The organism is Nostoc sp. DedQUE02, from assembly GCF_034531035.1.
In the GTDB taxonomy this organism is placed as follows: domain Bacteria; phylum Cyanobacteriota; class Cyanobacteriia; order Cyanobacteriales; family Nostocaceae; genus Nostoc.
This window is the reverse complement of sequence record NZ_JAVRBY020000111.1, coordinates 1-12,832: the sequence shown is the minus strand read 5'-3', so window position 1 is coordinate 12,832 and position 12,832 is coordinate 1. Positions and strand designations below refer to the sequence as shown.

The window sequence follows — 12,832 nt, the reverse complement described above, 5'->3', positions numbered from 1 at the left end:
CTTAATCGTAACCTGTTTGCTTCTTATAAAGCTAGTTTAGGCTATATTTGGGCTTGATTTTTGTTTAAGTCCCACTAGTAGTTCGCCAAGTGAACTTGGCGTTGGCGTTGGCGGGGGAAAGGGGAAAGGGGAAGGGAGAAAGCCCTTACCCCTTACCCCTTCCCCTTTACCCAGCCATCACGCAGCATTTTTGGGTTGGCAGACTACTAGCGTTTGGTCAAGGATGCAATCCCGCAGATAAGATAAAGCTTTAGAGGTTGCCCTTAAACTGTTATGATCTTGTTGACTTGACAGTGACTCAAAGCAAATTATTACTAACCACCACTATAAGCATGAAGCATCTGTCGGATTACAACTTCTTTGACCCAGAACTGCTTGTGTGTCCTTATGAATTTTACAAGTTGGCTCAGGAGCAAGCACCAATTATGGAACTACCAAGTCCCAGAACTGATGCCAAGCTCTTTCTTGTTACCAGCTATGACTTAGTAAACGAAATCCTTAAAGATACAGGAGTATTCTCCAGCAATTTCTCTACTTTACTGGCAGGCATTGAAGAACAAGATAATGAATTGCAGAAAATCTCGGATCTTGGTTGGCCTCAGATGAACACCCTGCTCACAGCAGACCCGCCAGAACACGAGCGATTCCGAGCGCTAGTGAATAAGGCATTTAGCTCGTCGCGTGTGAACAAAATGCATAATTTGATTGAGCAGATTGTTGATGAACTTATTGACTGTTTCATCACGAGGAGCAAGTGTGAATTTGTCAGTGAGTTTGCCGTCCCTTTACCTGTCAAAGTTATTGCTCAACAATTAGGTGTGCCGCCAGAGGATCTGCCAAAGTTCAAAAAATGGTCTGATGCTTTTATTGCGCGTCTAAGTCATCTACTTTCTAGAGAGCAGGAGATCGAGTGTGCTAAAGATGTTGTTGCTTTCCAACATTATTTTCATGATGTCATCAAGTCACGCAAAAAACAGCCGGAAGATGATTTGATCACCGACTTGGTACAGGCAAAGGTGGCTGGAGAACGAGCGCTCGACACTGCTGAACTGCTAAGTATAATTCAGCAAATATTAGTAGCAGGTAATGAGACGGTCACTAGTGCCCTTACAGCTGGGATGTTGTTGCTGACAAAGAATCAAGAGCAGATTGGGTTGCTACAAGCAGATCCTTCCCTGCTAGAGAATTTAGTGGAAGAAGTTTTACGGATGGAAAGCCCCACAGCCGGAATGTGGCGAGTTGTAACGCAAGATACAAAACTCCAAGACATCGATCTCAAAGCTGGGTCTTTAGTGATGCTTCGTTTCGATGCCGCTAACCGCGACCCCAGAAAATTTCAGGAGAGTGAGCGTTTCGATGTCCGCCGCCATAATGCAAGTAACCACCTATCTTTTGGTCATGGTATTCATTTTTGTTTAGGTGCTATGCTTGCTCGTAAGGAAATGCACATCGCTTATAAAAGGTTGCTGCTACGGATAAAGAATATCCGCTTGGCATCAGAAGGATACCAATACTTACCAAACGTACTCATGCGTACACTGAAGCACCTCTACATTGAGTTTGACAAAGTGTGATAGTGGCGATTAGAAATTTTATTTTGGGTTAAAATTCTTCGTCTAAAGAGCTAAGTACATCTGCTAAATCTCTTGCTCCATGAAATACTCGCCCGCATTTCAATGGTAGTATTCTCAAAAGAATATAAAATCAGATAATCCGGAAAATCCTTGATGCGCCATTGTCGGATTTTACCCAATCTCGATTCCACCAACTGCGTTACCTTTCCCATCCTAGGAGTCTTTGACAACTGAGCAAAGGTTAATTCCGCAGCATTTAAGAATTTAACTGCTGCATCCGTATTCCCATTAACCAATATATAATTTGCCAAATGTCGTAAATCTTGCGTTGCCCGGTCTTTGACAATTAACCGATAGTTCATGTATCGTTTTGGTTCCCCATGCTGTTCTGACCTAAAACGGTAGAACGCAAATTCTGCCAATATTCCGGTGTTACTTGCTGCCCAAGAGAATCAATACCCTCTTTCAATAGTCCTTCTAACTTCACTTGTGCCTTGCGTTTTTGGTCTTGTTGTACCAATGAGAGAAAATATTCGCCGATGCTACTGTAAGCACCTGCCATCACTTGTGCCTCTACATAAACGCGCACCTCATCAGGTATGTCAATACTGATATTCATTGGCGTTCCTGTATAACTCCCTTCATTATTTTAGCTGACAGTTTTCATCCGACATCAAATTATAGCCAATCCCTTCTAATATGGTGATCGCCCCTATTCTCATGAAGCCCTTGTTGCCGTTTTATAATGAAAGGATGCAAAAGCTTACCATCACCCGACCTGACGATTGGCATCTGCATCTGCGCGACGGTGCAGCACTGAAAGTGGTTCTGCCCTACACGGTGCGTCAGTTTGCCCGCGCGATCATCATGCCGAACTTGAAGCCCCCTATCCGCTCGGTGGCAGATGCGGCAGCCTATCGCGATCGCATCCTCGCCGCCATTCCAGAAGGCCAACAGTTTGAGCCATTGATGACGCTCTACCTTACCGACAACACCAGCCCCGACGACATTCTCCGGGCGAAAGAATCTCAGTTTATCAAAGCGGTCAAGTACTACCCAGCCGGTGCAACCACCAACTCAGACTCCGGTGTGACGGATATTCAAAAGGGCGATCGCATCTTTGAAGCAATGCAGCAGGTGGACATGCCTTTATTACTGCACGGGGAAGTGACCGATAACGATGTTGATACGTTTGATCGCGAGAAGGTGTTTATCGAGCGACATTTAATCCCTCTCAAGCAGCGATTTCCCAACCTGCGGGTGGTGCTTGAGCATATCACCACCTCGGATGCGGTGCAGTATGTCCTGTCTGCCAACACCATCGCAGCAACAATTACGCCACAACATTTGTTGTTTAACCGTAATGCCCTGTTCAAAGGTGGCCTTTGCCCCCATTTTTATTGCCTGCCCATTTTGAAACGGGAGGAGCATCGTCAGGTTTTGTTGCAAGCGGCAATATCGGGGAATCCGAAGTTTTTTCTAGGTACTGATAGCGCTCCCCATACCCGCACCAGTAAAGAAAGTTCCTGTGGCTGCGCGGGATGCTTTTCGGCTCTGCACGCCCTTGAGTTGTATGCCGAAGCATTTGAAAGCGTGAAAGCCCTGGATAAACTGGAGGCGTTCGCTAGCTTCTATGGCCCAGATTTTTATCAACTGCCGCGTAATACCGAGCGAATTACCTTGTCCAAAACGACTTGGCGCATTCCTGATGAAGTTCCATTTATGGAATCTGGGCTTGTACCTTTGGGGGCGGGGCAGGAAATGACATGGCAAATGGTATGACATTCGCATTGTGCATCAGCCGTTGTGGAATCTGGTATGGTACAAGAGCTACTCAGTACGCTGACGAGTGATGAAAGGTGGGGGGTGATGGTTGAGTTTGAGATATAAGCAAATATTGCTTTATATAAATAAATGTTACGATGCCTTTACAAAAGATGAAGGGGTGTAAACCGTACCGACGCAGGCTAAAAATGCCGTATCTGCTGCTGGAAGCCTTGATATCACTCCATTGTGGCAACCCAAGTAAAAACTTAAGTTCTAAAGTTTCTTACTAAGAGGTTTTAAAAGCATTTTTCGCCTCTGCTTGCGGCTAGCGATCGCCAGCCGTAGGCGAAACAGCGCCATCGCTGTTGGAGGAGATGGGCAATACTTTGGGCAACGATTAATGAGTGTCGTGGCGTGATGCTGGAGTTTAAGGATCTTGACCGTGAGAAGTTTGCTCAACTGGTGATAGATGCGCCGCAGTGGATTGAGTGGATGGCTTGATTTACACCCAAGCTTGGTATTAGACCAATAAATTATTGCTTGCGAAGTGTGTCTGCCACTTCAAGATATAGCTATACCCTCATTACAAGCCAAACTTCTCATTACCTCTGACGGGCGTTGGGAAATCCTCCCGCCTTGCGTGGAACAGAGTAAATCAAAACGCTACAGTCAATTACAATAATGATTGATGCAAGTGGCTTTATACACAACAGTTCTGGTTTGATTTCAAAAACTCAAACCGACTCAAAAGGATAAAATCCTAGAAAACTGGAGCTGGGTGAGCTAAATTCCTGTAATGAATATGGCTAAAACTAAAAAATCAGAAAATGCTTCCAAAAAAGCGACTAACCCTTCTCACAATCCACTATATGTGCTGGAGGTATTTCTAATTGACGGCCCAATTACAGAGGAATTTGCAGCAGAAAATCCAGTGGTGTCTAGAACCATCGAAATTGAAGGCAGCAATAATTTGCAGGATCTGCATAAAATCATCTTCAAAGCATTTGACCGAGAAGAAGAACATATGTATGAATTTCAAGTAGGAGGAAAAGGACCGCAAGATCCAAATGCAAGACGCTATTGCATAAAACAAGCATTTTCAAGTTCCGATTTGACACCAAAGCCTACAGGAGATGTGTCTAGTACTTCAATTGAGTCTTTGGGCTTATCTATAGATGATGCTTTTGGTTACTGGTTCGATTTTGGTGATGATTGGTGGCATCAGATTGATGTTATCAGCATTGCAGACACAGTTCCATCAGGCAAATATCCTAAAATTACTCAGCGAGTCGGGGCTAGTCCTCCGCAATATGCGGATTTTGAGTAGAAGAAAAAGCTTGCTAACGATGGCTAGTAGAGATTCCCCAGCCGTGTAGCAATAGGATAGGGGTTGAACTCGAATCCAACTTACTTTGCTGATAAAAAATAGTGCAATCTTGTAAATCGACCTGATGATTAGTTAATTGAGAGTTCAAAACCACAACCTCATTTACCATAACTTGGCAAATTATTGCTACTGTTATATAACAGTAGCAAGTCCATAGGGTTGACGAAACTTTCTCAAGGCTGATATAGGTGTGGCTTATATAAAATCGAATTCGGAATTAATAAACTTAAATTAGTAGCACTTTCAAGAGAAAGAATCTGTTGCTTAATGAAAGAAGAATTGGTATTACTGATCACGGGGAACCCGCCGTATCATCTTCTGCAATTCCACAGCCTAACTATCTGGCAAATACACAACCTCGCCCGACATTTATTTAAGAACCTTCTGTTATAGCTCCTAGTGCCAAAAGTGACGATCGCACAGATTCCGTTAAACCAATAACTCCTGTAATATTCATGCCTTCATAAGGTCTAGGAGTTCTGAGAATTTTCAGACATTCACCTGTTTCGACATTCCATAAGCGGATGGTCTGGTCTTCACTGCTGCTAGCAAGAATTGGACTTTTAACCGGAGAATGGATAAATGCGATCGCAAAAATCCATCGTGTGTGTCCAATCAATACTCTCAAGCACTTCCCAGTTTTCATATCCCAAATTCTCACGGTTTGGTCGGTTCCTCCGCTTGCTAGCAGACAACCATCAGGACTGGCAGCACTGATCACAGCATCAGTATGTCCTTCCAAGGTTTTTAGACATTGGCAAGTCTTGAAATCCCAAATTTTGATGGTTGCATCTTGACTGCTACTGTGCAAGGTTTGCCCATCTGGACTAAATTTAGCTGACCACACACCGTTTGTGTGCCCACGAAAAATTTTCAAGCATTCCCCTGTAGCAACATCCCAAGCTCGAATTAGGGAATCTGCACAACAACTAATTAGCATCTTGCCATCAGGACTATAAACAAGTGATGAGACAATATTAGTGTGATTACATAACACACCGAGGCATTTTCCAGTATTGACATCCCAAATCCGTACCTGCTTGTCGCTACCACTACTGGCTAAAGTTTGTCCATTGGGACTGTAGGTAACTGAAAGTAGCCAGTTTCTATGACCTCGTAAGACTTGTAGACATTCTCCTGTCTCTATGTCCCAAATTCTCACTGTTTCATCTGCACCGCCACTGGCAATGGTATTACCTTGGGGATGAAAAGCTACGGTTCGTACCCAATTAGTATGACCAGTAAAGGTTTTGATACACTTACCAGTATTAATATCCCATAATTTAACTGTTTGGTCTTCACCACTGGCTAAGACTTGGCTGCGGTCATTTTCATCAATTGGAGAGGTCGCTAATGCCCACACACCGCTACCATGTCCGCGAAAAGTTCGGAAACACTGTCCTGTATGAATATTCCAGAACTTAACAGTTTGGTTGTCATCACTGGCAATCAAGGTTTTTCCATCTGGAGTGAATGTCAGCGATCGCACTGTGTGGGTGTGCGCTGACAAAGTTTTCACACATTCTCCAGTGTGAATGTCCCACAAGCGAATTGTTGTATCAGCACTGCCACTTGCTAGCGTTTGACCATCAGCACTACAAGCTACACACCAGACATGGCCTGTATGACCGTGGAGAGTTTGCAACTGCATTGCTTCTAAATCCCAAATCCTCACAGTGCCATCAGCGCTACCACTTACCAGTATTTTATCATCGGCATTAAATGCTACAGACCATACAATCCCCGTGTGTGCTTGCAGTGTTTTCTGGCACTCACCTGTATTGAGATGCCAAAGTTTGATAGTATGGTCGGCGCTACCACTTGCTAAAATTTTACCATCTTTACTCAAAGCGATCGCCCAGATCCAATCTGTGTGTCCTTCAAGACTTTTCAGACATTCCCCTGTCTGAATATCCCATAATTTAACTGTTTGATCCATACCACCACTGGCAAGGACTGAATAGTTTTCTTGCCGAGCCTGGGCTACAGACCAAACAAAGCCTGTGTGCATCCTGAATACTTGTAGGCATCGACCTGTGAGATCCCATTGTTTAACAGTTTGGTCATCACTGCCACTAAATAAGGTTTGTCCATCGGCACTAAATACAATAGAACGCACCCAACCTGTGTGTGCTTCCCAGGTTAAGCATTGCTGTCCATCTGTTGTTTGCCATAGGGAAATTTGACCAAGGGTATCCCCGATTGCCAGAAGATTGCCATTTGGACTAACTGCTAGTGTAAAGGTATAGCTGAGATTTGCTGTAAAAGTAGATTTCGTTAAATCTGAGTAGGCGAAATTGGTTTGGTGTAAATTCACACCTTTTAAATCAGCTTGCCAAATCGTCAAACTAGAAAAGTTGCGATCGCTTAAATCTACTTGCAGCTGATGAAGTAAATTAATCGTGTTTCCGCCCACATAACCAGCATCTATTGGTTTTTTGCCACGAAGTGATGCCAGAGTTGTCATCAGTTGAGCTTCAATCCGATTTGCCGTTCCGAACAAAGAAAGCAACTTTTTAATTACAGGGTTGAGAATTAAGTAAATTTGAATTTCTTTGATATAGTCTTTCGCCGTCGCTTTTATCAGTGCATGAGTTTTGAAAAGAGAAATATTTTGAGTTTCAATTTCAACACAAACCTGTTGAATCAAACGACTAGTAATGTACTCCATCAATACAGGCTGTAATGTGAATAAACCACTACCTTTCTCAATCAAGCTTCGCCTTTCTAAAGCTGACAATGCTTCTAGGAATTGAGAAGATGTAACCAATGATAATAAATCAACTTGTATTTCTGAAAAATTTACAGGTTCGCGGTTGATTGCCAACCAATACATGACTGATTTCTCTAAAGCTGATAAACGTTGAAACTGTTGTTCGAGCAAATCTTGAATATCGCCGAAGACAACAGTGCCTTGAGCAAGAAAATTAGAAATATTACTATCAAATAAATCCCGGATGGTCGTAGCTACAATCTTCAATGCCAGGGGATTACCTCCATAGGATTGAATTAGAGTTTGCCATTCATTAACCGAGCCAATAAAGCTACCTTTGCAGCTAAAAATTGCTTGTCCATCAGCGATTGATAAACCAGATAATTGCATAGTTCTAACAGGCAACTTTTCGCCCTCAAGTACCGCCACCTCTTTAGGCTTTTCTCGACTCGTCAGCACCAAACAACTTTGATGGCGAAACTCACCAATTCGCTTAAAAAGCTCACCATATCCTTCGTAACCAGAGCGATATTGACCTGTTCGACCCTCATTGCTAGTTAAGATTGTCTCTGCATTATCGAGAATTAGCAGACAGCGATGTTTTTGGAGATAGTTAAGCAGTCGAGAAATGCGATCACTGACAGATTCGGGTAAATCTCCCTGCTGTTGGTGAGAGAGAACTTGAATCAAGCTAGTGAGTAACGCTTCAATGGTAGGGGCGTTATAGAGCGATCGCCAAATAACATACTCAAATCCCTGAAGTTTCTCACTCAACTTCACAGATAAAGAAGTTTTACCAATTCCCCCAATCCCCAATAGTGCCACTAATCGACAACGGTCTTGATTAATCCACTGCTCTAAGGTGGCAATTTCCTGGAAACGTCCGTAAAAAATCGAAACGTCGAGCGCTTCACCCCAGTCTTGATAAGTTTTTATATGATTATCAGGCTTGATTTCTCCAGTATTCTTCTGACGATAACACCATCTTCTCAAAGACGAATGGAGGTTATCTTTAGTAACTTTCTCACCCATCGCCTTGGAGAGCATTTTCCAGAGTCGAAAGCCAACAATTTTGATGTAGTCGGCATCATAACCAAACTTTTCAGCAATCTCTGGATACGTTTTCTGTTCCCATGACTGTCGAAAAATAATCTCTTGCAAGTCATTTAGAGATGTTTTTCCCAGAATTATTTCAACAATGGCTAAGGCTTCTTCGACAGTCATTTACCCAGAGGTTGCTTACTAAAGTTAACTCCAACTTGTAACTTTGAATAACTATTAGTTACTGCAAAGATTTAGCAACTTTTTTAAGATGCTATCAGTTGTTGATTCAGGGCGAACAACAACTTTAAATTATCAACAAAATCCTTGAAATTATTCTAAACTATGACTACTACCTTACAAAGACGCTCTAGCGCCAGCGTCTGGGAGCGCTTATGTGAGTGGATCACCAGCACTGATAATCGTCTATACATCGGTTGGTTCGGTGTCCTGATGATTCCCACCCTGCTAACAGCTACCACTTGCTTCATCATCGCCTTTATTGCTGCACCCCCCGTAGATATTGATGGTATCCGCGAGCCTGTTGCTGGTTCTTTGATTTATGGCAACAATATTATCTCTGGTGCGGTTGTTCCTTCTTCAAATGCGATCGGCTTACACTTCTACCCCATTTGGGAAGCGGCTTCTTTAGATGAGTGGCTTTACAACGGTGGGCCCTACCAGCTAGTAATCTTCCACTTCTTAATTGGTTGCGCTTGCTACATGGGACGGCAATGGGAGTTGAGCTACCGCTTGGGAATGCGTCCCTGGATCTGTGTAGCTTATAGCGCTCCCCTGGCTTCTGCGACTGCTGTCTTCTTAATTTACCCCATTGGTCAAGGCTCTTTCTCTGATGGTATGCCTTTGGGTATTTCTGGAACCTTCAACTTTATGTTGGTGTTCCAAGCTGAACACAATATCCTGATGCATCCATTCCATCAGTTAGGTGTTATTGGTGTGTTTGGTGGTGCTTTAATTTCTGCGATGCACGGTTCTTTGGTGACTTCTACCTTAGTTCGTGAAACTAGCGAAACCGAATCTGCAAACTACGGTTATAAGTTCGGTCAAGAACAAGAAACCTACAATATCGTTGCGGCTCATGGCTATCTGGGACGGCTATTTTGGCAATATGTCAGCTTCCAAAATTCTCGATGGCTGCACTTTGTCTTAGCAGCTTTACCTGTGATTGGTATCTGGTTTACTGCTTTGGGTATCAGCACGATGGCATTTAACTTGAACGGATTCAACTTCAACCAGTCTGTCATCGACTCCCAAGGACGCGTAATTAACACTTGGGCAGATGTGATTAACCGTGCCAATTTGGGTATGGAAGTAATGCATGAGCGTAATGCTCACAACTTCCCTCTAGATTTGGCTGCGGGTGAAGCAGCACCAGTAGCTTTCAATGCTCCTGTTATCAACGGCTAAGGTTTAACTGTCATTTTTTATAAGTGCTTACCCCGGCTTACTTTGTTGAAGCCGGGTTTTTTAACGTCTCCCTATCTGGGAAAGAGACTTTGAAATTTGAAATTATCTCCCCTTCTCCATCAGTGATATCAACTGGCATTTGACGCACTCTACAACACTACCGTTGCGCTGGAACTATGGGAGATTAATGTTTTGGGCAGCAGTCAGGGAAAGATTTACCTATCAAACGCTGATGTCTCAGATGGGTATTCTATTTGCAACGTACTCAACTTTAAGGTCGCAAAAGAATAACAAAAGTCGGCTCAAACAAATCGTTGATTGGGCTGGTGTTGATTTTGAGGGAGCGATCGCCTATGACGAGTGCCACAGTATGGGCAATGCAATGCAATGGCTATTGAGGGTAAACTTGGTATGATGAAAGCATCCCAGCAAGGCATTGTTGGGCTGCGGTTGCAAAACGCATTACCGCAGGCACGGATTGTCTACGTGTCAGCCACCGGAGCAACGAAGGTTTCTAACCTATCTTATGCAAATCGTTTGGGACTTTGGCAGACTGGCGACTTCCCATTTAGCTCCCGTGAAGACTTTGTGGAATCCATTGAAGTTGGGGGCATTGCGGCAATGGAAGTTGTTGCTAGGGATTTGAAGGCGCTAGGTCTGTATCTGGCGCATCACTCCTAACTTTAAAAACCATCGTCGATCTGAAAAATTTATAAACTCTGTAGCCCTTAAATTCTTTTACAAAAAGAAAATTATTGGTTAAATCAGAGCAAAGCAATCAAAAACCTTGGTAGATTAAAAATTTCTAATTTGGATTGCGGAGTTATATGATATTACTCAATAATAGTAGTGCAAAGTCATCCTGTTAGTGAAATAATTGAGTTTAATAAACTTACTTGCAGCTAGAGTCCTAAAATTATATTAGTAACAAAACTGAAAGACATACCATGAATCTAAATGATTTAATCGTAGAATTGAATAGTTTAACCCTTGAACAGAAAAAAATATTTTTAGATTCAATTAAAATTTTTAAAGATATGGAGTCTTCTGAAAAAAAATATTCAGAAGAATCTTGGAAGATTATTGATGAGAATACAACATCGATAACAATGAATTTAAACTTAGATAGTGAAGCAAAAATTCAGGATGATTTTGAGGCTTTTGTATCTGAACTATTCTCTAGCTCTAGAATGACTACCATAAGCTGCATTTTAAATTGTGTAAAAAATAGTAGTGGTAAAAATTTAATTGAGTGTATAAGTGGTTGTAAAAAAACTCCTATTGGGATTTAAAGAGAAGTGGGTTAAGAAATCAAGTGTTCATACCCAAAAAATTTTATATTTTTATTTAGTTTCTTAATATATCAAATTTGAAGTAGTTTTAATTTTTTGGTATGTCTTTGTTGTCATATATAGGTAGAGTTTTGTTTAAAATTAACTATTTATAGCCAGTTTTACATAAGTAAATTACACTGATTATAAGGATAAACAACCATCTAATTCTGAAAGTATAGTTTATTTATTACAAATTTGATATTTTTTAAAAATAAATCCATTGAGAATTTGCGGTAAAGTAAGTCAAAATCATATAGTTTGGTACTTAATTTTATAAAAACAGTATAATTTGAGAATAATATTAAGCTGAACAGAGAGTCAACACAATTATTTCTTTACCTTATTATGCCTTTAGACTTCTCTTATCAAAATCTCAGAGGCCGTTCTTTTAAAAATCATAACCTTATAGGTGCAAATTTTAATTATGCAGATATTCGTGGAGCAAATTTTAGCTATGCTAATTTGAAAGAAGCAAAATTCATTGGTGTAAAAGCCGGATTGCAAAAACATTGGGCAATAATTAGTTTATTTTTAATTACATTATTATCAGCAGTAATCTCAGCATTATTTTCACTAACTTGTACTGCTGTTCTATTAGGCTTTTTTGCAGATTCCAATTACAGTATAGAGACAAAATTCCTTTTTAGTATAGTTTGTATAATTGAGTTCACAGTTTTTTTTATTGTCACGGCTCGTAAGGGATTATTAGCAGGTTTACAAATCATAACTGGAACTGGAGTTGTTTTCATAGCCATCATCAGCGTCTTCTTCAATGGAGCTTTCGCCTTTGCTAGTGTTGCAATCCTTATAATTGCCATTACTATTACTCTGCCTATTGCTATTGCTATTACTATAACTATTGCTGAATTTTTGGGTTTAATTTTCACCGTTATCATTAACATTATTGTTGTGGGCGGATCTGCCATTTTAATCTTCGTACTGAGCAAAATTAGTATCTTCACATTAGCCAAGCTGGGAGTTGTGCTAGGATGTGAAACTTTTGTACTGTTTAGTATTTGCATTGGTTGGCGTACTATAACTGAAGATAAAAAAGACTCTTGGGTTCGCTCATTTGCTATTGCTTTTGCTACTACATTTGGGACAAGCTTTTATGGGTCAAATTTAACTAACGTTGAGTTCTCTTGTGCCATACTTAAAAATACAGATTTTAGAAACACTATTCTTACTCAAACCTGCTGGCACAACGCAAAGCAACTCAACTGTGTTCGTCCTGGTAACACTTATCTTCAACATCTAGAACTAAGACAATTGTTAGTACGAGGCGAGGGGCAAAACAATAATTTTGACCGAAAGGATTTGCGGGGAGTCAACTTACAAGGGGCGAATTTGGTAGATTCTAGCTTCATCGGTACAGACTTGAGCCACGCTAACCTGCAAAACGCAGATTTATCCAGAGCAAAACTAGTACAAACCCAACTTGATGGCACAGACTTTACAGGTGCAACTCTTACCGGGGCATATATTGAAGACTGGAATATCACCACTGATACTAACAGGACTTACGCAACTGGCACAGCGTGATCGCTATTTTATAGTATTTATGTACTATATAAAGTGGCTGACCCAT

10 protein-coding genes and 1 pseudogene are annotated in these 12,832 nt (G+C 41.4%); 7 read left to right on the top strand and 4 right to left on the bottom strand.

Features of this window, described 5'->3' with window-relative positions:
- Window positions 1-332: 332 nt before the first annotated feature.
- Window positions 333-1,574: a cytochrome P450 gene (locus RMX98_RS35245; protein WP_322678746.1), complete on the top strand. Its 1,242-nt coding sequence runs from the start codon at window positions 333-335 to the stop codon at window positions 1,572-1,574.
- 50 nt (window positions 1,575-1,624) lie between these two features.
- On the opposite strand, the gene RMX98_RS35240 is transcribed toward RMX98_RS35245, so the two are convergent.
- Window positions 1,625-1,936, bottom strand: a complete 312-nt coding sequence (locus RMX98_RS35240) for a type II toxin-antitoxin system RelE/ParE family toxin (protein WP_322678747.1) — start codon at window positions 1,934-1,936, stop codon at window positions 1,625-1,627.
- Complete coding sequence (locus tag RMX98_RS35235; protein WP_322678748.1) at window positions 1,933-2,193, bottom strand: type II toxin-antitoxin system ParD family antitoxin; 261 nt, start codon at window positions 2,191-2,193, stop codon at window positions 1,933-1,935. The genes RMX98_RS35240 and RMX98_RS35235 overlap by 4 nt, the downstream gene beginning before the upstream one ends.
- 80 nt (window positions 2,194-2,273) lie before the next feature.
- Here RMX98_RS35235 and pyrC point away from each other — a divergent pair, with 80 nt between their 5' ends.
- On the top strand, window positions 2,274-3,356 hold the full coding sequence (gene pyrC, locus RMX98_RS35230) for a dihydroorotase (RefSeq protein ID WP_322678749.1): 1,083 nt from the start codon (window positions 2,274-2,276) through the stop codon (window positions 3,354-3,356).
- Window positions 3,357-3,614: 258 nt separating this feature from the next.
- Here the strand turns inward: pyrC and RMX98_RS35225 are convergent, their stop codons facing one another.
- Window positions 3,615-3,800 carry a hypothetical protein gene (locus tag RMX98_RS35225; RefSeq protein ID WP_409882101.1) on the bottom strand — a complete coding sequence of 62 codons (186 nt, stop codon included), beginning with the start codon at window positions 3,798-3,800 and terminating at the stop codon, window positions 3,615-3,617.
- Window positions 3,801-4,143: 343 nt separating this feature from the next.
- On the opposite strand from RMX98_RS35225, the gene RMX98_RS35220 reads away from it, so the two are divergent.
- Window positions 4,144-4,668, top strand: a complete 525-nt coding sequence (locus RMX98_RS35220; RefSeq protein ID WP_322678750.1) for an IS1096 element passenger TnpR family protein — start codon at window positions 4,144-4,146, stop codon at window positions 4,666-4,668.
- Between the two features lie 433 nt (window positions 4,669-5,101).
- Here the strand turns inward: RMX98_RS35220 and RMX98_RS35215 are convergent, their stop codons facing one another.
- Window positions 5,102-8,665, bottom strand: a complete 3,564-nt coding sequence (locus RMX98_RS35215; protein ID WP_322678751.1) for an NB-ARC domain-containing protein — start codon at window positions 8,663-8,665, stop codon at window positions 5,102-5,104.
- A gap of 162 nt (window positions 8,666-8,827) precedes the next feature.
- Here RMX98_RS35215 and psbA point away from each other — a divergent pair, with 162 nt between their 5' ends.
- From psbA to RMX98_RS35195, 4 genes and pseudogenes are all read left to right on the top strand, one after another.
- On the top strand, window positions 8,828-9,910 hold the full coding sequence (gene psbA / locus RMX98_RS35210) for a photosystem II q(b) protein (protein ID WP_322678752.1): 1,083 nt from the start codon (window positions 8,828-8,830) through the stop codon (window positions 9,908-9,910).
- Window positions 9,911-10,154: 244 nt separating this feature from the next.
- Window positions 10,155-10,579, top strand: a pseudogene (locus RMX98_RS35205) (strawberry notch-like NTP hydrolase domain-containing protein); the annotation flags it as partial.
- Between the two features lie 278 nt (window positions 10,580-10,857).
- A complete protein-coding gene (locus RMX98_RS35200; protein ID WP_322678755.1) occupies window positions 10,858-11,202 on the top strand; it encodes a hypothetical protein in 345 nt (114 codons plus the stop codon).
- A 387-nt stretch (window positions 11,203-11,589) separates the two neighbouring features.
- Entirely contained in the window at window positions 11,590-12,786 is a 1,197-nt protein-coding gene (locus RMX98_RS35195; protein ID WP_322678756.1) for a pentapeptide repeat-containing protein, read from the top strand.
- Window positions 12,787-12,832: the final 46 nt, after the last annotated feature.

Excerpts from the sequence above, each read along its gene's own strand:
- RMX98_RS35220 (WP_322678750.1), top strand. The coding sequence starts at position 4,144 with ATGGCTAAAACTAAAAAATCAGAAAATGCTTCCAAAAAAGCGACTAAC.
- RMX98_RS35200 (WP_322678755.1), top strand. The coding sequence starts at position 10,858 with ATGAATCTAAATGATTTAATCGTAGAATTGAATAGTTTAACCCTTGAA.
- RMX98_RS35245 (WP_322678746.1), top strand. The coding sequence starts at position 333 with ATGAAGCATCTGTCGGATTACAACTTCTTTGACCCAGAACTGCTTGTG.
- RMX98_RS35240 (WP_322678747.1), bottom strand. The coding sequence starts at position 1,936 with ATGAACTATCGGTTAATTGTCAAAGACCGGGCAACGCAAGATTTACGA.
- psbA (WP_322678752.1), top strand. The coding sequence starts at position 8,828 with ATGACTACTACCTTACAAAGACGCTCTAGCGCCAGCGTCTGGGAGCGC.
- RMX98_RS35195 (WP_322678756.1), top strand. The coding sequence starts at position 11,590 with ATGCCTTTAGACTTCTCTTATCAAAATCTCAGAGGCCGTTCTTTTAAA.
- RMX98_RS35235 (WP_322678748.1), bottom strand. The coding sequence starts at position 2,193 with ATGAATATCAGTATTGACATACCTGATGAGGTGCGCGTTTATGTAGAG.
- pyrC (WP_322678749.1), top strand. The coding sequence starts at position 2,274 with ATGGTGATCGCCCCTATTCTCATGAAGCCCTTGTTGCCGTTTTATAAT.
- RMX98_RS35215 (WP_322678751.1), bottom strand. The coding sequence starts at position 8,665 with ATGACTGTCGAAGAAGCCTTAGCCATTGTTGAAATAATTCTGGGAAAA.